Annotated in this window: 21 protein-coding genes and 1 pseudogene; 13 read left to right on the top strand and 9 right to left on the bottom strand. The window is 64.4% G+C overall.

All coding sequences use genetic code 11. From position 1 onward, the window contains the following. Nucleotides 1-20 precede the first annotated feature (20 nt). A complete protein-coding gene (locus AC3A43_RS18215; protein ID WP_487793981.1) occupies nt 21-230 on the top strand; it encodes a hypothetical protein in 210 nt (69 codons plus the stop codon). After that, nucleotides 227-721 (top strand): helix-turn-helix transcriptional regulator, encoded by a 495-nt coding sequence (locus AC3A43_RS18210; protein ID WP_487793980.1) that lies wholly within the window; start codon nt 227-229, stop codon nt 719-721. Before AC3A43_RS18215 ends, AC3A43_RS18210 begins: the two co-directional genes overlap by 4 nt. Here AC3A43_RS18210 and AC3A43_RS18205 read toward each other — a convergent pair. The 6 genes from AC3A43_RS18205 to AC3A43_RS18180 all read right to left on the bottom strand — a co-directional run bounded on the left by AC3A43_RS18205 (nt 718) and on the right by AC3A43_RS18180 (nt 9,297). Then, entirely contained in the window at nt 718-1,974 is a 1,257-nt protein-coding gene (locus AC3A43_RS18205; protein WP_487793979.1) for a tyrosine-type recombinase/integrase, read from the bottom strand. The two genes, AC3A43_RS18210 and AC3A43_RS18205, sit on opposite strands and share 4 nt — an antisense overlap. 265 nt (nt 1,975-2,239) lie before the next feature. After that, nucleotides 2,240-4,348 carry a phosphocholine-specific phospholipase C gene (locus AC3A43_RS18200; protein WP_487793978.1) on the bottom strand — a complete coding sequence of 703 codons (2,109 nt, stop codon included), beginning with the start codon at nt 4,346-4,348 and terminating at the stop codon, nt 2,240-2,242. Between the two features lie 33 nt (nt 4,349-4,381). After that, a complete protein-coding gene (gene phnE / locus AC3A43_RS18195; RefSeq protein ID WP_487793977.1) occupies nt 4,382-5,377 on the bottom strand; it encodes a phosphonate ABC transporter, permease protein PhnE in 996 nt (331 codons plus the stop codon). Further along, complete coding sequence (locus AC3A43_RS18190) at nt 5,374-6,099, bottom strand: phosphonate ABC transporter ATP-binding protein (RefSeq protein WP_487793976.1); 726 nt, start codon at nt 6,097-6,099, stop codon at nt 5,374-5,376. Before AC3A43_RS18190 ends, phnE begins: the two co-directional genes overlap by 4 nt. Further along, nucleotides 6,096-7,031, bottom strand: a complete 936-nt coding sequence (locus AC3A43_RS18185) for a phosphate/phosphite/phosphonate ABC transporter substrate-binding protein (protein ID WP_487793975.1) — start codon at nt 7,029-7,031, stop codon at nt 6,096-6,098. The genes AC3A43_RS18190 and AC3A43_RS18185 overlap by 4 nt, the downstream gene beginning before the upstream one ends. An 88-nt stretch (nt 7,032-7,119) precedes the next feature. Beyond that, a complete protein-coding gene (locus AC3A43_RS18180) occupies nt 7,120-9,297 on the bottom strand; it encodes a TonB-dependent receptor plug domain-containing protein (protein ID WP_487793974.1) in 2,178 nt (725 codons plus the stop codon). Nucleotides 9,298-9,545: 248 nt separating this feature from the next. On the opposite strand from AC3A43_RS18180, the gene AC3A43_RS18175 reads away from it, so the two are divergent. The 10 genes and pseudogenes from AC3A43_RS18175 (at nt 9,546) to AC3A43_RS18130 (ending at nt 20,471) form a co-directional block, all read left to right on the top strand. Next, nucleotides 9,546-10,436 (top strand): MurR/RpiR family transcriptional regulator, encoded by an 891-nt coding sequence (locus tag AC3A43_RS18175; protein ID WP_487793973.1) that lies wholly within the window; start codon nt 9,546-9,548, stop codon nt 10,434-10,436. A gap of 674 nt (nt 10,437-11,110) precedes the next feature. Continuing rightward, nucleotides 11,111-12,310, top strand: coding sequence for a TonB-dependent receptor (locus tag AC3A43_RS18170; RefSeq protein ID WP_487793972.1), 1,200 nt, complete (start codon nt 11,111-11,113; stop codon nt 12,308-12,310). Then, on the top strand, nt 12,243-13,559 hold the full coding sequence (locus tag AC3A43_RS18165) for a TonB-dependent receptor (protein ID WP_487793971.1): 1,317 nt from the start codon (nt 12,243-12,245) through the stop codon (nt 13,557-13,559). The genes AC3A43_RS18170 and AC3A43_RS18165 overlap by 68 nt, the downstream gene beginning before the upstream one ends. A 111-nt stretch (nt 13,560-13,670) precedes the next feature. Next, a complete protein-coding gene (locus AC3A43_RS18160) occupies nt 13,671-14,624 on the top strand; it encodes a TauD/TfdA dioxygenase family protein (protein WP_487793970.1) in 954 nt (317 codons plus the stop codon). A gap of 122 nt (nt 14,625-14,746) precedes the next feature. Continuing rightward, a complete protein-coding gene (locus AC3A43_RS18155; protein ID WP_487793969.1) occupies nt 14,747-16,876 on the top strand; it encodes an arylsulfatase in 2,130 nt (709 codons plus the stop codon). Next, nucleotides 16,773-17,414: pseudogene (locus AC3A43_RS18150) on the top strand (TauD/TfdA dioxygenase family protein); the annotation flags it as partial. The gene AC3A43_RS18155 and the pseudogene AC3A43_RS18150, both read left to right, overlap by 104 nt. Nucleotides 17,415-17,416: 2 nt before the next feature. Next, nucleotides 17,417-18,814 carry an FAD/NAD(P)-binding protein gene (locus AC3A43_RS18145; RefSeq protein WP_487794294.1) on the top strand — a complete coding sequence of 466 codons (1,398 nt, stop codon included), beginning with the start codon at nt 17,417-17,419 and terminating at the stop codon, nt 18,812-18,814. 205 nt (nt 18,815-19,019) lie between these two features. Continuing rightward, nucleotides 19,020-19,619 (top strand): hypothetical protein, encoded by a 600-nt coding sequence (locus tag AC3A43_RS18140; RefSeq protein ID WP_487793968.1) that lies wholly within the window; start codon nt 19,020-19,022, stop codon nt 19,617-19,619. Beyond that, nucleotides 19,591-20,151 (top strand): RNA polymerase sigma factor, encoded by a 561-nt coding sequence (locus tag AC3A43_RS18135; protein WP_487794293.1) that lies wholly within the window; start codon nt 19,591-19,593, stop codon nt 20,149-20,151. Before AC3A43_RS18140 ends, AC3A43_RS18135 begins: the two co-directional genes overlap by 29 nt. Then, nucleotides 20,148-20,471 carry a hypothetical protein gene (locus AC3A43_RS18130; protein WP_487793967.1) on the top strand — a complete coding sequence of 108 codons (324 nt, stop codon included), beginning with the start codon at nt 20,148-20,150 and terminating at the stop codon, nt 20,469-20,471. Before AC3A43_RS18135 ends, AC3A43_RS18130 begins: the two co-directional genes overlap by 4 nt. On the opposite strand, the gene AC3A43_RS18125 is transcribed toward AC3A43_RS18130, so the two are convergent. From AC3A43_RS18125 to AC3A43_RS18115, 3 genes are all read right to left on the bottom strand, one after another. Next, on the bottom strand, nt 20,468-21,193 hold the full coding sequence (locus AC3A43_RS18125; RefSeq protein WP_487793966.1) for a hypothetical protein: 726 nt from the start codon (nt 21,191-21,193) through the stop codon (nt 20,468-20,470). The two genes, AC3A43_RS18130 and AC3A43_RS18125, sit on opposite strands and share 4 nt — an antisense overlap. A gap of 8 nt (nt 21,194-21,201) precedes the next feature. Then, nucleotides 21,202-22,413, bottom strand: coding sequence for a toxic anion resistance protein (locus AC3A43_RS18120; protein ID WP_487793965.1), 1,212 nt, complete (start codon nt 22,411-22,413; stop codon nt 21,202-21,204). A gap of 64 nt (nt 22,414-22,477) precedes the next feature. After that, complete coding sequence (locus AC3A43_RS18115; RefSeq protein WP_487793964.1) at nt 22,478-23,446, bottom strand: bile acid:sodium symporter family protein; 969 nt, start codon at nt 23,444-23,446, stop codon at nt 22,478-22,480. A 64-nt stretch (nt 23,447-23,510) separates the two neighbouring features. Between AC3A43_RS18115 and AC3A43_RS18110 the strand changes: the two genes are divergently transcribed. Next, entirely contained in the window at nt 23,511-24,161 is a 651-nt protein-coding gene (locus AC3A43_RS18110) for a 5'-methylthioadenosine/S-adenosylhomocysteine nucleosidase family protein (protein ID WP_487793963.1), read from the top strand. The last annotated feature ends 44 nt before the right edge of the window (nt 24,162-24,205 follow it).

The following is a 24,205-nucleotide window of genomic DNA, read 5'->3' as shown; positions in this document are numbered from 1 at the left end:
GGCGAAATACGTAGAAGCCCTTGAATCGGCAGTCGGATTACGAAGTAGGAAATAACGATGGGCGAACCACCAGCCACGAGCCCCGGAAGGCATGGGTGCAGCTAAAAGAGCTGAGTGCCGAAACCAACAAAGAATTGCTAAAAATCTGCGAGAATATCACGGCACCGACGCTGTCGGTCCGGGGGTTGCTGAGCGATATTGCCTATGACGGGGGGCGGGCGATCAAATGAAGCAACTGATCCCCGCCGAGTGGTGCATTAGCGCCGCCATCGCAGTGCTGGCCGCAGGTGGGCGAAGCGGAACTGGAGAGGCCCGCGAGCGGATCGGTTACGCTATCACCTGTCGTTGCACTCTATCCTGCGACCAGCGAAAATTGTTGTTGAAATCTGCAGCCGGTGCGCTCCTTCCTAGGGCGAGACGGACTCATGGTCCGAGACTTGGAAGGAGCCAGAATGGGCACAGAGTCGATCCAACCGTACGTACGTCATCCAAATTGCCACGTCGGGCGGCGCTGGCGATGATGCAAGATGAGAGGATCATAAGGCTGAAGACCGTTCTAGCGCGGACGGGTCTTTCCAGGTCTACCGTCTACCGCATGGTTGCGAACGGATCATTCCCACGCCAGCGACGTATCGGGATACAGGCGACGGGTTGGTATCAGTCCGAAGTAGAAAAATGGATTTCGGACCCTCTTGGCTACCATGCAAGCGACGCCGCCTAGGCGGCTTGCGCGATGAGATCCTCCGGAAGGATCGCACTCCACTGCCCGCCGGTCAGATAGGCACCCCATTGAGCCAAAAGTTTCCGCCGCATCTCGAGAAAGGTCGCCCGGTTGTAGGCTTTGATCACGGCGTCGGGGATGACATGGGACAGAGCAGATTCCGCCACTGGTTCTGGAATGAAGGGCTGCTTCTCGGCCGCCCAAGTCCGCAGACTCGTGCGAAAGCCGTGCGGCACATACGGTAGTTCTTCATCGCGCATGACCTTGGAGATTGTCATGTCGCTGATCATCCCCCCCTTGCGGTTAGCAAAGATGAGGTCATCGGGTCCTCTTCCGGGCCGCAGCAGCGTGATCTTCCCGAGAATGGCAAGCGCGGGCTCATTGAGCGTGACGACATGCGCCTGCTCGGATTTTCGCATCAGTTCCGCGGGCCGCCCCCATTCGGCGCGCTCAACGTCGACGTGTCGCCATCTGGCTTCGCGCACTTCTACGGAACGAGCACCCGTCGCTATAAGAAACAGGAGCGCGAGCCGGCCAATGGTTTCGCGCGCGCTAACAACTTGCATCCAATAGGCTGGCACGTCCTCATAGGGCATTGCGGGGAAGTTGCCGCCCTTTTTGGCTTTGCCGGTCAGGGCGCGGACCTGCTCGCGAGGCGCCGCATTCGCGCGCCAGCCCTTCGCCGAGGCGTAATCCAGCACCACACAGACGCGGCGGCGGACCTTCTTCGCCATCGCCGGCTTAGCCTGCCAAATGGGCTCAAGGGCCGTGGCGACGTCGTCGGCCGTGATCGCATCCACGCGTTTGTTCCCGAGCGATGCATAGGCATGGTTCTTGAGAGAGGAGAGGAACGCTTTCGCTTCCTTGTCACCCCACCCGTGCGATTGTGCTGAATGGACGGCCGTAACCGCCTCCTTAAATGTTGGGGCGAGCTTAGGATCGCGCTTGAGCTCCGCGGCCGGATCTTTGCCGGCCTTGGCCGCATTTCTCAGCCTGATGGAAAGCTCGCGCGCTTCGGCGAGCGTCAAGTGCGTTCGACCCTCGAGCGGTACATCGTCACCGACCTTCGATGGCATTGCAAAGGTGGTGGAGAGGACGCCGCCAAGGCCGATATCACGGCGCTTGCCTCGCACCTGCACGCGCAGGATCCAGGACCGACAGCCGGTCCTACCGACAAGCAAATAGAGACCCTTGCCGTCACAATGACGACCCTGTTTTGCGCTCTGAACAAACTTGGCGGTTAGGCCGGCCATACATTCTCTACCAATGACCCCGAATCTCCTCCCTCATTTCCTCCCTCATTTTGGGTCGGCTAGAAGGGGTTTCGATGGAATTGCATGGTATCAGAAAGCCTCTAAAATTCCACGGTTTTTCTAGGCATTTGGCACCAGTTTGGATGAGTTTGGACGGAAAGTTATATCCCTCGCGGGGCATCCAGAGCATTCCACTCCATCTTCAGTCGTCGAAACGTCCGCGTCACGCCGGGCGGCCCGATTGCGCGCCCGGCATCGGCTTTTCCTAACCCGCGGTGAGCGGGTCGCTGATTCCGTGTGCGCCGCGTTCGATGCGCCCGGCCAGACGGACTTCCATGCCCGGCAGCGCGACGGTGACGTCGTACCAGTCGTGATTGTCCGGGGTCGGCCAAGCTTCGACCGCCTTGCCGCGGCTCGCGATCGTCACGGTCTGGCCGGCCGACGGAGCATAGGCGTCGCGGAGGATTTTTGCCTGCTGCGCCTCGCCGCCGTCGTTGACGAAAGCGAACGCGAGGGCGCGTCGTCTGACATTATAGCGCGCGGTCATCGTCGGCGCGCGCGCAGCGTCGGCGAGCGTGCCGCGGAAGGCGCGGTGAAAGCCATTGGGGCCGAGAACCCAAAGGTCGAAGGTGCCGTCGGTGCCGACAACCCAATGATCATCGATTCGCTTTCCCGCTTCGACCGTATAGCGGCGCGGGATGCGGTCGAGGTCGTTTTTGTCATAGACGTGGAACACCGCGCCCGCCGCGCCTTCGTTGATGAAATCGAGCATGAGCGCTTTGCCGTCCGCGTCGATGCGGGCGTCGACATGGAGCACATAGGGCAGCGCGCGCGAGCGGCGGATGCCTTTCTCCTGGAACAATTCCTGCGGTGCGCGCGGCGGCAGCGCTTTCGGCCGCTGCAGATGCGTATCGAGGATTGCGGTCGAACCGCTGACATCGGGCAGGTCGGGAAAGGCTGCGTCGGCGCCCTTCGAGAAGTCGAAGCAGGAGGTCATGTTGCCGCACACCGAACGGTGCCAGGGGCTGATCGCGGGGATGGTTACGCCGAAGCGCTGTTCGAGGAACTGGCCGACCGAGCTGTGGTCGAAGACTTCGCTGCTGACCCAGCCGCCCTTGCTCCACGGCGAGACGACATACATCGGCACGCGCGGGCCGAGGCCAAAGGGGCGCGTCGTTCCCGAGATATTGTCGTCGCGCGACAGATATTTATCCTCATGATCGTCGAAATAATGGCCGGGCAGCGCGAGCGTCGCCTTCCCTGCTAGCGTGCCGTCGGCGTTGTAGGAGGGCGGGGCGGCGGGCGGGGAATGGTCGAACAGCCCATCATTCTCGTCGAAGGTCTGGAAGAAAACGGTGCCCGCCCAGGTGTCGGGATTGGCGGTCAGCGCGTCGAGCACGCGTGCGGTGAATTCGGCGCCCTCGATCGGGGTCGAGGCCGAGGGATGCTCGGACCATTGTTTGGGCGGCAACACCCACGACACGGCGGGCAGCGTCCCGTTTTTCGCATCCTCGGCCAGCTTTTCGAGCGAATGATGCGCCATCCCGCGCTCATAGATCGGCGAACCCGGCTTCGCGTCGCGAAAGCCCTTGAAGGCGAGGCCGCCGTGCATCGCGCCGGTCCAATTATCGTTGGGGTCCTGATAGATGCGCCAGTCGACCCCTGCGGCCTCGAGCACTTCGGGAATCGTCGCCCATTCGAGCGCGTTGCCGGCATAGGTATAGCCGGGTTCGGGCAGCGCGCCTTTGATCCAGCAGCGCAAATTATTGGGTTCGGACTTGTCGTCGCGGCAATTGGTCCCGGTGGCGGCGACTTGCGGGTCGAAATTGGACCCCGACCAGAAGACGATACGATTCGGATCGGTGCCGGTGGTGATCGAGCAATGATAGGCGTCGCAGATGGTGAACGCCTCGGCGAGCGCGAACTGGAAGGGGATATCCTCGCGCTTGTAATAGCCCATCGAATAGTCGGTTTTGAACTTGGGCCACAGGCCGAACTTGCCCTGATTCCACGCCGCCTGCGCGTCGGAGAAGCTGTGCGGCGTGCCGGGCACCTTCAGCCCGTTGGTGCGCGCTGTGTCGAGGTGAAAGGGCGGCAGGTCGCGTGCGCCGTTGCTCTGAAACCAGACAGTCTTGTCACCCGCGAGCGGGATCGGGTGGCGATCGCCGAAGCCGCGCACGCCCTTCATCGTCCCGAAATAATGGTCGAACGAGCGATTCTCCTGCATCAGGATGACGATGTGGCGGACGTCCTTGATCGTCCCCGTCGTACGCTTTGCGGGGATGGCGAGCGCGCGGCCGATGCTGGCGTGAAAGGCGGCCGCGGAGCCGGCGACACCGGCCACCTTGAGGAAATCACGTCTCGAATTGCTCATCCAAATTACTCCGGTTCAAGGAAAATGGGGACATTATCGCCACGCCTGCCGCGCGCGCGAAGCGACGAGGTCGAGCGTCAGGATGACGAGGAAGATGGCGATCAGAATCGTGCCGACATGGCCATATTCATAGAGATCGAAGCGGCCCTTGAGTTCCTGTCCGATGCCGCCCGCGCCGACGAGGCCGATCACCGACCCCATGCGGACGTTGCGGTCGAAGGTATAGAGCGTGCAGGCAATATGCTGTGGCAGTACCTGCGGCACGATCGCGCTGCCCCAGATGGTCAGGCGCCCGGCGCCCATCGCCGCGAGCGCCTGCTGCGGGCGCGGGTCGGCGTCCTCGATTTCGTCGGCGTAGAATTTGCCGAGAAAGCCGGCCGAATGCAGGCCGAGCGCGAGCACCCCGGCAATCGGCCCGAAGCCGAAGGCGATGACGAGGAACAGCGCGGCGATGAGTTCGGGGATGGCGCGAAGGAAGGCCGATGCGGCGCGCGAGCCTGTTCGCAACGCGCGATGCGGGGTGACGTTGCGCGCGCCGAGCAGCGCAAGCGGCAGCCCGATCAGCACCGCGATCACGCTGCCCCAAAGCGCGATCTCGAGCGTCTCGAGCATCTTGGCCGCGACGTGGAAGAGATAGCCGAACGGTTCCACGAGCCAGACGGTGCGCACGATCCGGTCTTCGCGGCGCAGCGTTTCGGGGTCGAGTTCGGAAATGCGCGTCCGGGCGGTTTCGATATGCGCAAAGGGTGGCAAGCGATCGGGGTCGAAACCCTCGATGCGGCTGACCTCGCGCCGCGACGCCAGCTGGATCGGAACGAGCTCTGCCAGCGTCGAGCCGAGCCCGTCGGCGACCTGCGACCGGTCGGCCAGCCCCGCCTGCGCCAGCACCGCCTCGCCGCTGAGCGTTAGCATCCGGCCGATCTCGACGCGTTGTCCGGTGTACCAGAGCAACAGCAGCGCGGCGGCGAGCAGCGCGACGGCGCGCGCGTCGAGCAAGACGGGGAAGCGCCAAGGGAGATCGGCGTTCATTGCGCCACCGCCCGGATGCGTGGCGCGATGCCGTTGCCGCAGAGCATCGCCGGCGTGCCGTCGAAGACGATGCGCCCGGCATCGAGGATGACGATACGATCGGCGAAGCGGCGCGCGAGTTCGGGCTGATGCAGGCTGCAGACGACGGTGGCGCCGAGGCTCTGCGCCTCGTCGCGGATCAGTCCCAGCGCCGCCGCGCCGGTTGCCGGGTCGAGGCTGGCGACGGGTTCGTCGGCGAGGATGACCGCGGGACGATGGAGCAGCGCGCGCGCGATCGCGACGCGCTGTTGCTGGCCGCCCGAGAGGCTGTCGACGCGGCGCGCGAGATGGCTTTCATCGAGCCCGAGGCCGGCGAGCAAATGCGCGCAGCGCGCGCGGTCGGCCGGTGGATACAGGCCGGCGAAAGATCGGGCGATGCCGATATCGGCGACCGCCATGACATTGCGTGCGACGCTGGCCCGTCCGCTGAGGGCGAAGTCCTGCGGGACCAGGCCGATGCGGCGCCGCAGCGCATGGTTCGCCGGTGCGCCGTCGAAGAGGGTGCGGCCGTCGCCGGGCGCGATAAGCCCGCCGATCGCGCGCAGCAGGGTCGATTTTCCCGCGCCCGATGCCCCCAGCACCGCGCAGAACTGTCCCGCGGGAATGTAGAGCGTCACATCGGCGAGCGCGTGGGCGCCGCCGACATGGCGGACCCACAGATCTGCGATGCCGATGTCGATCATCGCGGCTGCCTTTCGGCCGACTTGCGCAGAATCTCGTCCTTCATCGCCGGGGTGACTTGCGCCATCTTGCGCGCGGCGGGGTCGAAATGCCCGGCGGGAACATGGCCGACATAGCCATCGACCCGCGCCCCGCCATAGCCGCGGATCATCTCGGGAGTGACGCCGGGGGTGCGGTCGATCTTCTCGAAAGCGCGCCGCAGCCGGTCGCGCAGCGCGGGCGTGAGACGCCTATTCGCGATCAGCGGCGGATAGGGGATCGGCTCGCTGCGCGCGATCACGCGAAGCGTGCGCGCGCCGGGCACATTGGCGCGCACCGCCTTGTCATAGCTGTCGAAGGATAGCGCAGCGGCATCGACCTCGCCATTGACCAGCGCGGCGAGGCTGTTGGCATGGGTGCCCGTCATGCGCACCGCCGACAGGTCGCGCGCGGGATCGATCCCGGCGTCGAGGAACATCGCGACCGGGAAGACGAAGGCCGAGGTCGAATTGATATCGCCGAAAGCGACGCGCCGGCCGCGAAGATCGCCGATCGACCGGACGGGCGATTCGGCGCGGACGAACAATCCCGAATAATAGACCGAGCGGCCCCCTTTGACCGCGACGGCGAGCAGTTCGGCGCAGCCGCGTTTTTGCGCCTGAAGATAGGTGACCGATCCGACAAAGGCGATATCGGCGGCATTGTTGCACATCGCCTCAACGACCCCGCCGTAGGATTGCGCGACCTTCAGGTCGAAGCGCAGCCCGGTGTTGCGCGCGACGGCGTCGAAGATCGGCCGATAGTCGGCGAGGGTTCCGGTCTCGGTGCCGCCGTCGGCGGGGATCAGCAACACGCGTAGCGGTGGCGGCTGGGCCGGCCGCGGGGGCACAGCCAGCCAGGCCGCGCTGGCGACGCATAGCGCCGCCAGTACGCCCGCAATGATCCACCGCTGCATACACAATCTCCGTCGACCCGAGAAACGGTGGGCAATTACGACGGGGCTGTGACAGCGCCATGAACCGGCTTCCTCGGACCCGCGCCGGTCAGAATTTGGTCGCGAAGGAGATATAGACGGCGCGCGGCTTGCCCTCGAACTCATAGCCATAGAAATATTCGGGGCTGTTGAGCGCGATCTCGCCGCGGATGAAGGCCGAGCTGTAGCGCATGTTGCCATAGCCATAGCGTTCGGCATATTTCTGGTCGAAGATGTTGACGACGCGCAGCTGGATGTGGTGCTGGCGCTCGTCGCCGAGGCGGTAGCCGATCGACCCGTTCATCAGGAAATAATTGCCGAAATTGTGGCGCAGCGAACTGTTCACGCCGCCGGTCGCATATTCGGGTCCCTGATAGCGCGGAAAGAGCGTGACCGAGAAGCGGTCGTCGGGGCTGGTCCAGCGAAGATTGCCGCCGATCATATATTCGGGGGTCTCGTTGATCTGGAGCTTGCTGCCGTCGAGGCGCGCTTTCTGTTTGGTATAGTTGATATTGAACGAGAAGCCCTTGCCGACGCGCACGTCGAGTTCGGCGGTCAGCCCGCGAATCTCGGTGATCCGGTCGTTGTTGAAATAGGTGTTGGGGGTGAGGCCCGAGGTGGTCTGGATGCGGTTGGTGACGTCTGTTCGGAACGCCCCGACTTCGGCATTCACCTGGATGTTGCCGAAATCCTTCGAGAAACCGACGCCGCCATTATAGGTCTCGGTCTCCTCGGTCTTGAGGTCGGGATTGCCGATCAAGGTCGGGCTCTCGGCGAACAGTTCGTTGGTGCGCGGCAGGCTGTACGAGGTGCCGCCGTTGCCGCGAATATAGAAGGCGCCGATCGGCTGGCGGAAGCCGAATTTCCAGATCGTGCGCGACCCGAAGCTGTCGGCGAAGTCGGTGCGCAGCGCGAGCGAGAGCTTGGTATCGGGGCTGAACGGGATCACCGGGCGGAAATCGGCATAGACGCCGGTGATCGTGTTCGCCTTGTTCGAGATCGGGAAGACGGGGTCGGAGTCATTCTTGTACGACACGACCTGCACGCCTGCGACGACTTCGAGGATATTGGGGAGCGACAGCGTGTTGCGCACGTTGAGCCCCATTTCGCGGAAACCGCCGACCTTCGAATCCTTGCCGAAACCTTTGTTGGGGAAGGGGATCGACTTGCCTGTCGCATCGCCGAAGCGGATGATCTTGCCCGTCGTCGGATCGGGACAGCCCGCAGCCGTCTTGCAGATTTCGGCGAAAGTCTCGGTGTTGTTCAGCCGCGGATTGCTCCAATAGCCAGCAATCTCGGTGTAGAGATTGTCCGACCAGCGGCGGTCGAGCGAGAAGTCGACGATCGGATAGCGGACGCGGTTCGGCGAATAGGTTTCGGCGTCGGGGAAAGGGTCGTGGAATTCGATCTGGGTATATTGGCCGTTCACCCGGAACTCGCTCTTGTCGTCGACCTTCCACAGATATTTCACGCCGATATTGCTGCGGTTGAGCGGATAATCCTGGATGCCGCCGGCTTTCGCGACATTGTCGACATAGGATTCGGGGGCAAAGATGCGCGGGCCGTCGGTCTGGATCGTGCCGCCATAGACCATCAGGCTGTGGCGTCCTTCGGAATCGATCGGGAAGCTGGCGTTGCCCCAGATTTCGCGCGTGTTGAACGCGCCATATTGTGCGCCGAGTTCGAACTTGCTCGTGCCGTCGGGGCGCTTGGTGACGAGGCTGATCACGCCGATGCCGCCGTTGCTGCCGAAGAACAGGCTATTGCCGCCGCGGAACACTTCGGCGCGCTCGATCATGTGCGGGTCGATCGTCGTCGTACCCCAGATATCCTCGAGCGCCGGTCCGCGGTCGTAGAGCGGGACGCCATCGAGCACGACGAGCGTGTCGCGGTCGCTGCCGCCGTCGAGGCGGATCGTATATTCGCCTTCGTCGGGCGAATAGCCGATGTTGGCACCCTTGATCAGGAATTGCGCGATTTCGGCGAAGTTTGTCGCCCCCGTCGCGGCGATCTCCTCGGAGCTGATGATCTGGACGGCGTTGCCATATTCGACCGCCGCTGCGGCGAGCGGCGTCGCCTCGACCGTCGCGGTGCCGTTGACGATGATTTCGTCGCCGGCACCCGAGCCCGCGTCGGCGCTATCGGCGGCCGCCTCTTCGACGGCCGCATAGGCGACCGACGGAAGCGCGCTGGCGGACAGCAACAGGCCAAGACAAATGGCCGTACGAAAATTGGAAGCGTTCTGCACGATAATGCCCCTTTTGAAGGATCCCGGTCACATTGGCGGGGCAGGGATCGGCCGGTTGACGACTCGATGTTGCACCGCGGCAATTTGCGAGGCCTCCGCTACGGCGGGCGTGTGACAGTTGAGTGAAATATGCTCATTTATAAATTTATAATTAAATGAGGAAATCGCACTTTCGGATGAGCGCATTCTCGGCTACTGTGCCTATCCCGCCGGCACGGGCAGCGGAAACAGTCGGAGAATTGCGCGAAATGGACGATGTAAACGGCGGCGAGCAAGCCGCGGCCGATCGGGGACCGGTCGAAAATGCGCTCGAACGAATGAGAATTGCTCATGGCAATATGGCCAAGGGCGCTCAGCGCATCGCCGATCATATCCTTGCACAGCCCGAAGAGATCGTCCGGATGTCGATCACCGAACTCGCCGAGGCGGTCGGGGTCAGCGAAGGCAGCGTCGTCAATTTTTGCCGCGGTATCGGCCTGTCGGGATTCCAGCATCTGAAGCTGAGCCTCGCACGCGAGACGGTGCAGTCGGTGCAGTTCATCCACGAGGATGTCGCGCGCGACGACGATATGGACACGATCTGCCGCAAGGTCTTTCATTCGGGAATCCAGGCGCTGCGCGACTCGCTCTCGGTGCTCGACCCGCAGGCGCTGACGCGCGCAGTGGGTGCGATCCACACCGCGAAGCGCGTCGAAATCTATGGCATCGGTTCGTCGGCGCCGATCGCAGAGGACACGCATTACCGGATGCTGCGCATCGGGCTCGACGCGCGCGTCGTGACCGACAGCCATATCCAGGCGATCAGCGCGTCGCGCTGCGACCCCGACGTCGCGGTGCTGACGATTTCGCACAGCGGCGCAACGCACGAGACGGTTGCGGCGACGCGGCTGGCGAGGGAGGCGGGCGCGCGCACGATCGTCATCACCAATTTCGCGCGCTCGCCGATCCAGGCTTTTGCCGACGTCGTTCTGTTCACCATGGCGCGCGAGACGCGCTTTCGCACCGAAGCTATGACGAGCCGGATCGCTCAGCTTTGCGTCGTCGACGCGTTGATCGCGGCGCTTGCACTCGGCGATTACGACCGGTCGACCGAGACGCTGCGCCAGACCTTCGAGGTGCTTTCGATCAAGCGGTTCTGACCGGCAGGGTCGATACGAACCGGCATTTGCGCCAAACTAAAACGCCATTTCCCATGGCTTTATCATCGGCGAATAAGCCTCGGCTCGTCCGCCGAAAGATTTTCTTCGTCGCAGAAAGCGGCCGCGATCGTTGACGAAACAAAAATCAATCGATTAAGTAGACATTGTCATTCGGGACTGGTCGAGACGAATGACGGGCTCTCCTCCTTCGACCCGCGGCTTTTGACCGGGAAGCAGCTTGCTCCGCGTTACCAACAGCTAAAGCGCGTGATGCTCGGGCGACATCGCCAGGCATTGCGTTCCCCCAGAAGGGGTATTGCGATGCGTATGTGTAACACCATCAACTAGATCGTCGCCGCGTGTATTCGCGCGGGGTAGCGGACCGACCGCGCCCCGCTCCGTATTGCGGCCTTCCAGCATCTCCAGCCGCGCCTCCTCACGCGAGACGTTTGCGGTCTGACGTCCGGCACCCGAGCGCCGGCGCGGGGGGTATCCATGCCTTTGCTGACCCAATCCGACCTGTCGGATCTGGCTCGCTATCCTGCGTCCCTGCGCAGCGCCGCCCGGGCGCTGTGGGGGGCGGAGCTCGCGACTGCCCGATCCGGCGCGGCGCACCGCGCCACCATTCATCACATCAAAAAGGGGGCGGGAGCACCGCCCGGGGACCCGATATAATGAAGCGTTTCTGTCCCGATCATCGCCTGAAGCTTTTGCTCGGCGCGGCACTGTTACTGCCCGCCGTTCCTGCGACCGCTGCTGAAACCGAAACCGCCGCGGCTGACGGCGCCGGGGTCGAAGAAGAAGCGGCTGGTGCTGCCGTGGCGGCAGCCTCCGCGGCATCCTATGACGGCACCGAAATCATTGTGTCGGCGCGCCGCCGCGACGAAAGCGCGCAGGATGTGCCGATCGCACTGTCGGTCGTTGGTGCGTCGCAACTCGAGGCGACGGGCAACTACTCGCTGACCCAGATTCAGCAGATTGTGCCCAGCCTGCAGGTGTTCAGCTTCAACCCGCGCAACACCAATATCAACATCCGCGGCCTCGGCAGCAATGTCGCGCTCACGAACGACGGGCTGGAAAACGGCGTCGGATTCTATGTCGACAATGTCTATTACGGGCGCCCCGGCCAGTCGCAGTTCGACCTGGTCGACCTGCAGCAGATCGAAGTGCTGCGCGGGCCGCAGGGGACTTTGTTCGGCAAGAACACCACATCAGGGGCGATCAACATCACCTCGCGCAAGCCGAGCTTCGACCCTGAATTTTCGGGCGAGGCAAGCGTCGGTGACTATGGATATTACCAGCTGCGCGGATCGGCATCGGGCGCGCTGATCGACGACCTGCTCGCGGTGCGCGTCAGCGGTTCGGTGACCGAACGCCGCGGCTTCCTCTACAATGACACGCAGAACGAACGCGCGCAGGATTATTCGAACTGGAGCGTGCGCGGGCAGCTGCTGTTCACCCCGAGCGTCGATCTCGAAGTACGGATTATCGGCGATTTTTCGCGCCAGAAGCAGAACCATGTTCTCAATGTCTTTGCCGACTATTTCGGCACCTATGACAATGGCGCGGCGATCCCGAACAGCTTTGCCGAGCGTGCGGCGCGTTTCCCGGGGTACAGCTTCCCGACGATTGATCCCTTCGCCCGGCGCGGCGAGGCCGACAGCCATTATCAGTCGAACATGGATGGTTATGGCGTGTCGAGCCAAGTCGACTGGGACGTCGGCGCGGCCAAGCTGACTTCGATCACCGCCTATCGCTGGTGGGACTGGAATCCCGCCAACGACGGCGTCGACCTCGCTGCCGATTGTGACCAAGGCCCAGCAGGCGAACCGCCAGCGTCAGTTCAGCCAGGAACTCCGACTCGCATCGGATAGCGACGGGCCGATCGACTATGTCGTCGGCGCCTATTATTTCTGGCAAGTCATTCGCGGCAAGGGCGCCAGCGCTTATGGCCCGGCGGCCGGGCTGTGGAACCGCCCCGCGACGTCGCCGATCCCGCTCGCCGCGTGGGATGCCGCGCTCACCGGTTTCGAGGCAAATTCGACGTCGGACCCGCGCACCAAAAGCTATGCCTTATTCGGCCAGCTCGACTGGAAATTCACCGACCGGCTGACGCTGACCGGAGGGCTGCGCTACACGCACGAAAAGAAGAGCGGTTCGTTCACCCAGATCCATGTTTCGGGGATCGACCTGTCGACGCTGCCCGCCGGACTGGCGGCGCAGGCGGCAGGGATTCGCACGCAGTTCAATCCGGTCACCAACTACTCGACGGGCTTCAGCGACAACAGCCTGTCGGGACTCGCAACGCTGTCGTGGCAGTTCAGCGAAGATGCGCTCGCCTATGCGACCTATTCGCGTGGCAACAAGTCGGGCGGGCTCAACCTGACCAACCTGCCGGCCGGATTGCGACCGGAGGATGTCGCCGCGGTCGCGCCGGAAAAGGTCGACAGCTATGAACTCGGCATCAAGTCGCAGTGGCTCGATGACAAGGTGACTCTGAACGTTGCGGGCTATTGGACCGAAATCCGCGACTATCAGACCGCGATCACCGAGCAGGTGCAGAATTCGGTCAACGTTCGCCAATATATCGCCAATATTCCGGGCGTTCGCTCGCGCGGCGTCGAGGGTGATCTGGCCTTCGCGCCTTCACAGCGTGCGAGCTTTTATGCCTCGGTTGCCTATGCCGATACGACCTACAGCGACTATCCCAACGCGCCGCAGGCGCCCGAACGGCTCAATATCAGCGCGATTCAGGACCTGACCGGCGAGCAATTGCCCGGCGTTCCCAAGCTCACCTACACGCTCGGCGGCGATGTGTCGGCGCCGCTCGGCAATCTCGGCGGGCGCGACCTGTCGCTTTACGGCCATGCCGACTATTCGCATCGCTCGTCCTTCAATACCTCGTCCAGCGACAGCCGTTATGCCGATGTCCCGGCGTACGGCATCGCCAATGCGCGCGTCGGCATCCGCACCGACGACGGTCTGTTCGACCTGTCGATCTGGGCGCGCAACCTGTTCGACAAGGATTATTTCCAGACGCTGTCGGCGCAGAACACCGGCATCGTCACCGCGCTGATCGGCGAACCGCGCACGATCGGCGCGACCTTGCGGACGAAGCTGTGATGGCGGCGTCCACTCCCTCCGCGCGTGACCCACGCGCCCACCCCATTCGACGACCGCCCGCAGAGGCCCTTGCCGGATACCCCCGCCGTCCAACCCCCAAAGGAGACTGACATGACGGACCTTCACAACAGCTATGCCAATGCGCGCGACAAGACTATCGACCTCGACGTCACGCCGGTGACCGGCACGATCGGCGCCATCGTTCATGGCGTCGAGCTGTCGGGTGACCTGCCCGCGCCGGTGGTGCAGGCGATCGAGGCCGCGCTCGTACGGCACAAGGTGCTTTTCTTTCGCGATCAGCAGCATCTGACCGACCAAGAGCATGAGGATTTCGCCGCGCTGCTCGGCGATCCGGTCGCGCACCCGACGGTGCCGGTCGCGGAAGGCTCGCGCACCCTGCTCGAACTCGACAGCAAGGAAGGCTATGCGGCGTCGAGCTGGCACACCGATGTGACCTTTGTCGACGCCTATCCGAAGGCATCGATCCTGCGCGCGCTGACGATCCCCGAGGCGGGCGGCGACACGCAGTGGGCCAATGGCGAAACCGCTTATGAAGGCTTGCCCGAAGTGCTGCGCCAGCTCGTGAACAATCTGTGGGCGACGCACACCAATCTCTATGATTATGCGTCGATCCTGCAATCGGCGCCCGATGGCGAAAGCGCCGCGAAGCGGATCAAGGAGCATCGCAACGTCTTCGCCTCGACGGTGTACGAGACCGAGCATCCGGTGGTCCGCGTCCATCCGGTCAGCGGCCAGCGCAGCCTGCTGCTCGGTCATTTCGTCAAGCAGTTCGTCGGACTGAACGCAGCCGATTCGGCACGGCTGTTCCAGACGCTGCAGGATCATATCACCAAGCCCGAGAACGTCGTTCGCTGGCGCTGGCGCGAAGGCGACGTGGCGATCTGGGACAATCAGTCGACCCAGCACCGCGCGACTGCCGACTTCGGATTGCAGCGCCGGACGCTCCGCCGCGCGACGATTTCGGGCGAGGTGCCGGTCGCGATCGACGGACGCCGCAGCCGCACTGTCCGCAAGGAAAAGGCGGTTCAATACGAACCCGCCTGACGAAATCGGCCGGCGCTTGTGGTTCTCCCCTTCCTTCCTGTGACTGCGCCGGCCCTGTCTGCGGCGCGTCCCGGTTCCATTGGCCCGGGCGCGCCGACCTTTTGTTTTCGAAAGACCGTCCGATGACCCGTGGTTCGCGTTTCGCCCATCTGCTCTTTGCCGCGCTGATCGGTGCGGCGGCGACGATCGGGCCCGCGCAGGCGAAGGAACGGCGGCCGAACCTGCTCGTCATCGTCGCCGACGATCTCGGCTATTCGGACCTTGGCGCGTTCGGGGGTGAAATCCGCACGCCTAACCTCGACAAACTCGCGCTGAACGGCATCCGGCTCGCGGGTTTCCATACGGCCCCGACCTGTTCGCCGACGCGCTCGATGCTGCTCTCGGGCACCGACAATCATCGCGCCGGGCTCGGCACGATGGCCGAGCTGATCCGGCCGAACCAGCAAGGCAAGCCGGGCTATGAGGGCTATTTGCGCAGCGACGTCGCGACGCTCGCCGAACGGCTGGGGGCCAGTGGCTATCGCACGTTGCTGTCGGGCAAATGGCACCTTGGCCTGACCCCCGAGCAGGACCCGCATGCGCGCGGGTTCGAGCGCAGCTTTGCGTTGCTGCAGGGTGGGCACAATCATTATGGCACCGACGTCAAACCCGAAGCGATCCCTGGCACGCGCGGGATTGCGACTTATCGCGAGAATGGCAAAGCGGTCGGGCGGCTGCCCTCCGACTTTTATTCGAGCGACTATTTTGCAACCCGGCTGATCGACTTTCTCGGAGAGCGGCCGGCGAAGGGGAAAGAACGGCCCTTCTTCGCCTATCTGGCCTTTACCGCGCCGCACTGGCCGCTGCAGGCGCCGGCCGAGGACATTGCGCGCTATAAGGGGCGTTATGACGCGGGCTTCGACATATTGCGTGAGCGGCGGCTGGCGCGGCAGCGCGAGCTGGGCATCCTCGGCGCCGACGTGGCCGCACACACCCCGCGCAACCGCGACGGCAGCTGGGATTCGCTGACCGCCGATCAGCAAGCGCTCGCCGTGCGCAACATGGAAATCTATGCGGCGATGGTAGACCGGCTCGATCATAATGTCGGCCGCGTGATCGATTCGCTCCGCGCCTCGGGCCAACTCGACAACACCGTCGTCGTCTTTCTCGCCGACAATGGCGCCGAGGCGCTCGACGTTGAAACCACCGGCGCGCAGATGCTGGCCAGTTCGCTGAAGGATGCCGACAATAGTTTCGCCAACCGCGGCACGGCGTCGTCGTACCTGACCTATGGCGCGGGCTGGGCACAGGCGGCGACCGCGCCGTCGTGGCTGACCAAGGGCTATCAGAGCGAGGGCGGCACACGGGCGGTCGCATTTATCAGCGGCGCGGGCATAGCGGCGCGGCGGGGTGCCGAGACGCAATATCTGTCGGTCATCGATATCGCGCCGACCTTGCTCGACCTCGCAGGCGCCGATGCCAGCGCGACGCGTATCGGCACACGCCAGGTGCGGCCGATTACGGGGCGGTCGTGGGCGGCGTGGCTGAGGAATGCCAAAGCGCGCGTCTATGGCCCAGATGATGGCGTCGGCGCCGAACTGTTCGGCTCGCGCGCCTATCGCCGCGGCGACTGGAAGCTCACCGATATCGGCGACGGCATCTGGCGGCTGTTCGATATCGTGCGCGACCCCGGTGAAACGCGAGACTTGTCGCTTGCCCACCCCGATCGCAAAGCCGACCTTGCGGCAGCGTGGGATGCTTATGCGCAGGAAGTCGGCGTTCCTTCCCGATGCAGTGCCCTATCGGCCATAAGCAACCGTCTGGCGCGTTCCGTCTTGTCAATCGGATCAGTTGAGTTATTTCCATGTCCGGGACGTAATCCGAGTCGACCGATCAGAACGACCGAAAGGACTGCTCATTGGCCACGCAACTTCACACCCCCGACCTGTTCGAAACCGCGCGAACGCTGGGCGTGTCGATTTCGCCCTCGACCCCGACCATCGGTGCGGAAATCAGCGGGCTCGATCTCGATCGCCCGCTCTCTTCCGGGGAAGCGGACCTGCTGCGCGCCGCGTGGCTGCGCTTCAAGGTCATCTTCTTTCGCGATCAGGAATCAGCCACGAAAGCCATGTCCGGCTGGGCGCCCTGTTCGGCGATCTCGAAGGCCATCCGGTCATCCCGTCGGTCGAGGGCTATCCCAAAATTCTCAGGATCGAAGGTGTCGAGGGGGTGCAGCTCACAGCCGAGACCCTCGCGCCTTTCCAAGCGTATAATAAATGGCACACCGACGTGACCTTCCGCGAACGGCCGTCGATCGCATCGATCCTCCGCGCACGGCATTCGCCGCCGCTCGGCGGCGATACGATGTGGGCCGACACCGTCGCCGCCTATGCGGGCTTGCCGCAGCCGGTGAAGGACCGGATCGAAGGGCTTGAGGCCGAGCATGACATAGTGCGCAGCTTCGGCGGCCGGGTGACCGAAGAAAAAAGGGCGCAGCTCGGGCGGGATTTCCCGCCGGTGCGTCATCCCGTCGTGCGCTCGCATCCCGAAACGGGCGAGAAGATCCTCTACGTCAACTATACCTTCACAAGCCGCATTGTCGGGGTGAGCGAAGAGGAGAGCGACAGCCTGCTCCGCCTGCTGTTCGACCGGATCAAGGTACCCGAATATCAAGTTCGCTTTCGCTGGACCCCGAATGCGATTGGCATCTGGGACAATCGGTCGACCCAGCATTATGCCGTCGGCGATTACTGGCCCGAATATCGCGCGGTCGAACGTGTGACTGTTTCCGGGGACGTGGTAACCCCGTGAGGATGATCGAAGCGCAGCTGCGCTCGCCGCGTCCGCGTTTTCGGACCGCGACGCGCGTCGCGATCGTCGGCGCTGGCTTTTCGGGGACCTTGCTGGCGATCAACCTGCTCGAACAACCCGATGTCGAGGTGCTGCTGATCGAACGCGACCGGCACCGCATGGGCGCCGGAGTCGCGTACAGCAGCACCGAAACCTCGCATCTGCTCAACGTCCGCGCGGGCAATATGAGCGCCTTTGCCGACCGGCCCGATCATTTCTGCGAATGGTTGTCGGCGCGCGGGCTTGGCTGCGAGGCGGCGTTTGTCACGCGCGCGACCTATGGCCGATATCTGCGCGAAACGCTGCGGCAGGCGATGGAAAAATATGGCCGGCGGCTGAAGCTCGTCGACGACGAAGTGCTCGATATCGAGGAAAAGGGCGGGCGGGTCACACTCGGGTTCGTCAACGGCGGGTTGATCGAGGCCGACCGCGCGGTGCTCGCGATCGGCAACCTGCCGCCGCACGATCCCCCCGCGATCGAAGGCGCGCACCTGCCGTCGCATCGCTATGTCGGCGATCCCTGGGCGAGCGCGTTCGAGGACGGGCTCGACAAGCAGGCGCCACTGCTCGTCGTCGGCACCGGGCTGACCGCGGTCGACGTGATCCTGCGGCTCATTTCGCACGGGCATGAAGGACCGATTACCGCGCTGTCGCGCCGTGGCCTGCGTCCGCACAGCCATCTCGACGGCCTGCCGCGGCCGAAACCGGTACTCGCCAAACCCGCACCCGACCTGTCCGAACTCGTGTGCTGGGCGCGCGACGAGGCAAAGGACCGCGACTGGCGCCTCGTCGTCGATTCGATCCGCCCGATCACCCAGATGATGTGGGCGGCGGCCGACGCCGACAAGCGCAGCCGGTTCCTGCGGCATCTCCGCCCCTTCTGGGAAGTGCATCGCCACCGGCTCGCGCCCGAAGTGGCCGACCGCATCGAAGCGCTTGTTGCGTCGGGGCAGCTCCATTTTTGCGCGGGCAAGATCGCCAATGTCGTGGTCGAAGCTGACGCGCTCGCCGTTTCGTGGCTGCCGCGCGGAGAAGCGGAGCTGGTGACGACGCGGGCGGCGCGGATGATCAATTGCACCGGGCCGCAGGGCGATCTGCTGCGCTCGTCGGACCCGCTGGTGAAGCGCCTGCTCGGTGCGCGGCGTATCCGTCCCGACGCGCTGCGCCTTGGGCTCGACATCGATCGCGACGGCCATATCGTCGATGCGTCGGGCCGCTCGTCGGAGCATATCCTCGCGATCGGGCCGATGACGCGCGGCGACCTGTGGGAAGTCGTCGCTGTGCCCGATATCCGCAATCAGGTCAGCGCGCTGGCACGACGCCTCGTCAACGCACACTGGACGGGCGGCGAAGGGCTTTAGGCCTCGCCGCTCAAAAAATTCTCCCCTCCTTGCATCCACTGGCCACCCTGGCGGCGTCTAGTCCATGATCGGCCGCTGCGCCGGTCCGGGCGGCGGCGTCGCGCGGCGGTTGATATGTGCTCCCCGGTGCAGATCATCCCCGTCTTGCCGGAGGCCGCCGCCTGTGGTTTCACCATGCCCAGCGGCATGAAGGAGAAGAGAGTCGATGGACCAGATGATATTCGCCGCCGCCGCAACGGCTGCACCCGCTGCGGTTCCGCCCGCGACGGTGACGGTGCCGGTGACCGCGGGCCAGTCGATCAGCCCGGCCGACGTCGCTGCCTATATCGATCCGCGCGACATTGCGGCGTTTCTGCCCGCGCCGCCGCCGACCACCGAACTGGTCGCGGTCAGCGACAGCTTTTTCGGTTTGCTCGAACAGATCACGATGGTCGCGTTGCTCGTCGTCGGCTTTTTCCTGCTCGCGCGGCTGCTCCACGCGTGGATGCTGCATCGCTCGATACGCCGCGCGCTCGACGCCAAATCAGAGGCGGTCAGTCCGCTGATCGACAAGCTCAACAAGCCCTATGAGCATATCGGCTGGCAGGGCGACAAGGAAACGGCCAGCGGGGGCGACGACCGCAATGCGCTGGTGTTGCTGGCGATCGGGCTGGCGATGGCGGGGTTCGGCTTGATCCAGGGCCATGAGGAATTGATCCGCATTTCGGCGGGTGCGGCGCTCTTTCCCGCCTTCGTCGGTGTAGCGCTTCTCGTCCGCCGCCGCCTCGCGCGCGCCGCTGCTGCCGAGGAGCGCGCAGCTGCGTGATGAGGCATGCGCCGATGAAGATTGGGCCCTCAACCAGCGTGTCGCGGGAGGAGATCGTGCCGCTTTCCAGCTCCTCGTGCTGCGGCACGAGGCGCGGCTGCGCGCTTTTCTTGCCCGCGCCGCCGGATGCGACGCCGACGATCTGGCGCAGGAAGCCTTTGTCCGCGCGTGGCAGCGTGCGGGCGATTATCGGGGTCAGGGGAGCTATGCGGCGTGGATCATGGGGATCGGCTGGCGCCTGTTCCTCGACCAGCGACGGACCGCGCGGCGGCGCGAAGGACTTGCAGCAGGAGACGATGCCATATCGTCGTCCGACCCGCGCCCGGCCAGCGATGCCGCGATCGACGCCGATCGGTTGCTCGCCGCGCTGTCGCCGCAGGAGCGGGCGGCGCTTACCCTCTGCTTCGGCCATGGCTGGTCGCACGGCGAGGCGGCCGAGATCATGGGCGTACCGCTCGGGACGCTCAAATCTCTGGTCTTGCGCGGTCGCGCCAAGGCGCAGAAAATGATTGGCGAAGGAGCGGACGCATGACGGCTTCGAGCGAAAATGACGTCGATGGGATGCTCGCCGCGATGCTGGCACCGCCCGAACGGTCCGGTGATCGCGGCTTCGTGCTGCAGGTCGGAAGTGCGATCGATGCACAGGCCGCCTACGCCCGCGCGCGCCAACGCTTCTGGCGCAGCTTCGCGTTCGAAGTGCTGGCGGTCGGTGCATTGCTCGCGGCGCTGTGGCTCATGTCGTCGGCACCCTTGCTGGCGCCGCTGGCGGGAGCGGGTCATTGGGGCCTTGCGCCGCCCCTGCTGCTCGTCCTGCTGCTCTGGTTCGGGACACAGCGCTGGCGGCAGGCTTAGGCGGGAGGAACGTCCTCGCCGTCGATGCCCTGATATTTGAGCTGGAGATAGCGTTCGCGCGTGGCGAGCTTGTCGAGTTCGCCCGCAGCAAGGCTGCGCGCGGCGTTGCCGATCTCGCTTTCGAGCATTTTCAGGCCACCGACGAGGGTCTCGTCGGGGGTGCGGCCGGCATGCGCTTCGGTGCGCAGGCCCGCGGGGATACGCTGATAGCCTGCGACGAGTTCGGGCAAATCTTCGCCGACGAGCTTGCGGATGTTCGCCGCGGCGGGGCTCAGCGCGTCGAGTGTTTGAAGCTGCGGCGCGAGCAGGTCGAGCTGGACGCCGATGCCGTCGACCAGCTGGCGCGCCGGCGCGGGGAGCGCGGGGCGCTGCGCCTCAAGCCAGATTTCGGTTCGACCCGCGAGCTGCTTCAAATCCGCCTTGGGCAGGTCTGCCTGGCGGGGCTCGGGAAAGGGCGAGCGACCGAACAGCACCGCGACGCCGATCAGCAGGATGAACAATGCGAGCAAACCCGTAAAACCGAGCGGCTGGATCAGCGCGCCGAACACAGCGGCGCCGATCAGCACGACACCCGCCGCGATCAGAACGCGGCCGAGCTTTTTATAAAGGTGCTGGCGGCGCAGCGCGACGCTCTTGGTGCCGATCGGACGGCGGCGCTCGCGCGACCGCTCGATCGCCGATGCCGCCGAAATCCGGATCTTGTCGACTTCGCTCATGGTCATGATGTGCCTTAGCCTTCGAGCGATGCGAGCGGGCTGTCGGCGCCGCCGACGCTTGCCTGCGCCTGGCTCGCGCCCTCGGCGCGCGCGATATAGCCTTTCGACTTGGCGACCTCGCCCTCCAGCGTCGTGACCGTCGTCTTCATGCTGTCTAGCGCCTTCAGCTTGAAGGTGTCGATCGCATCCATCGTGTCATAGATATTCTGGAACGCGCGCTGGAGCGTCTCCATCGGGATTGTGCTCGATGCCGCCTGTTCGTGGATGCGCGCGGTGTTGTCCTTCAGCATTTTCGACGTGCCGTCGATGATGTTCGCGGTCGTCGTGTTGAGCGCGGTGATCTGTTCGAGCACCAGCTTCTGGTTCGTCATCGCCTGCGCAACGGTGATCGCGGTCTTGAGAGCGCCGACGGTGGTGGTGCTCGCGCGGTCGACGCCCTTCACCAGTTCGACGTTGTTTTTCTTCACCAGGTCGAGCGCAAGATAACCCTGCACCGTCACCGCCATTTGCGTCAGCAGGTCCTGCGTGCGCTGGCGCGCATAGAAAAGCGCATTCTCACGCAGCACCTTGGCTTTCGCAGGATCGACGCCGTCGAGTTCGGTCGCCTTCGCTTCCAGCTTGGCGTCGAGGGTGCCCGCGATGTGAACCATCTGCTCGAGCTTGCCCATCGCTTCCCACAGCTTGCGGCGCTCGACGTCGATGGCGGCATTGTCCATCAACAGCTCGTCCTTGCCGTTCGACAAGGCGGTCAGAATGCCGCCGATATGCGTCTGCGCGCTGCGATATTGCGCGAAATAATTGCCGACCTTGTTGCCGAGAATCTTGTCGAAAAAGCCGCGCTTGGTCAGCAGCTTTCCGTTCGCCGACGGGTCGAGCCGCTCGACGGTGTTGCGCAGCTCGATCAGGTTCATTCCGATATCGGTGTCGCGGTCCATAGCCTTGATCGGGCGATCGAGGAAGCGGTTCGACTGGTTCGCCGCCTCCAGCATTTCCTTGCGGCCCATGTTCGTGATCTGGTCAACCTTTTGCCCGAACGCGGGCGAATTGACGTCTTGGGCAACGAGGTCGTCGATGAACCCGTCGACGCGTTCCTCGAGCTTCGATTTCTGCTCGGTCGACAGTGGAACCAGACCGGCGGCCTTTTCGGGTGACACTGCGGGCACCGGATCGGGCGGGGTCAGCTTCAGCTCGTCGGTTGCAGTCGCCGTTGCGGTCAATTCGCTCATTCGTCTTCCTTCCAGCCCCAAGTTACGGTCCCGGGCCATTGCCTATATGGCATGCAGGCCTGTGTTATTCAAGCACTACACCCTGTTTCGCCCGAAGCGCCGGCGCGATCCAGGCGGACAGGATCAGTTGCGCCATGTGATAGACGAGGATCGGAACGAGCACCATGCCGGCGATGGCCGGAGGGAAAAGCGTCGCGGCGAGCGGCGCGCCGACCGCGATGCTCTTTTGCGCGCCCGAAAACAGCAAGGTGATGCGGTCGGGGCGGGCGAGCTTCAGCAGCCCGCCGAGCGCCCAGGCGCCGCCGAAGGACAGCGCGAGAAGCGCGGCTACCGCTGCGAAAACGAGCCCGATCTCGCGTCCGTCGAGCAGACCCCAGATTCCTGCGACCACGGCGGCCGAGAAGGCGACATAGACCGCGATAGCGATCGCGGTGCGGTCCATGAAGGTCGCGAGGCCGCGGTGCGCGAGCACCCACGGACGCAGCCAGCGCTGGACGAGCTGTCCGGCGACGAACGGCACGAGCAGGATCGACACGATACGCAGCACCGCCTCGCCGTGGATTTCGCCTTCGCTGCCTGCGAGCAGCGCAAAAAGTAGAGGCGAGAGGGCGACGCCGCTCAGGTTGAGCAGCGCGGCCGCGACGACGCTGGCGGCGACATTGCCGCCCGCGAGACTGCTCGCAGCGGTCGCCGACTGGACGGTCGAGGGCAGGATGCCGAGAAAAAGGAAGCCGAGCGATAGGGTGGCGGGGAGCAGCGGCGCGGTAGCGGCCTGCGCGGCAAGACCGAAGAGCGCCATGCCGCCAAAGCAGAAAGCGAGCGCGCTTCCCTGCAGTTTCCAGTGGCGGATGCCGTGAAGCACCTCTTCGCGGGGCAGGCGCACGCCGTTGAGGAAGAAGAGGAATATGATCGCCGCGGTCGAAATGCCCTGCGCGATCGGTACAGCCGCGCCGCGCACCGGAAGCAGGCTCGCGAGCAGGATTGTTGCGAACAGCACAGGGACGAAGCGGTCGGGAAAGATGCGGGACAGCATTGGCACGAGCGATGGCGGGACAGCGGCGGCTTGGCAAGTCGGCAAGACACGATAGAGACGCGCGATGGCCAATATCCTGATCCTCGCCGCGCTGCCCGAAGAGGCCGATGCCCTGTTCTCCGGTGTTGGCGAACGCGGTGGCGGGCTGTTTGCCGAACGGCGCCTCGATGCGCACGGCCACAGCCTCACGATAGCAAGGTGCGGCCTTGGCAAGGTCAATGCCGCGTTGTGCGCAGGGACATTGGGCCATGATGCCGGATTGCTGTGGATGACCGGCACATGCGGCTCGCTCGGTGCGGCCCCCGGCGCTTACTGGATCGCAGAAGCGTTGCAGCATGATTATGGCGCGGCGCAGCCCGGCCTTTTCCGGCGCTACCGTGCCGGCGAATGGCCTATCGGCGAAGCGGGTGAGGCGCATTTTTCGGCGATGTCCGATCCGGGGGTTGGCTTGCCGCATGCGCGGATCGCGAGCGGCGACAGTTTCGTCGCGTGCCCCGACGCCGCCGCCGATCTGGTAACGCTCGGCGCGACATTGGTCGACATGGAGGTCGGCGCGGTGGCACAGGTCGCGGCGCGACTCGGCAAGCCCTGGGCGGCGATCAAGGCGGTCACCGACGAGGCAAATGGCGCCAGCGCGGAGGATTTTCATGCCAATCTCGTCCGCGCCGCGCGCGTTGCCGCGCAGGAAGTCGAGCGGCTGATCGCGATGATCTGAACCGTTCCGTGTGCGCTGCGCCTGTGATAGGCTGACGGCCGTAT

This window comes from Sphingopyxis sp. Soil_C_28 (genome assembly GCF_057657055.1).
The sequence above is the reverse complement of the archived record's forward strand: the minus strand, read 5'-3'. Positions and strand labels throughout refer to the sequence as shown.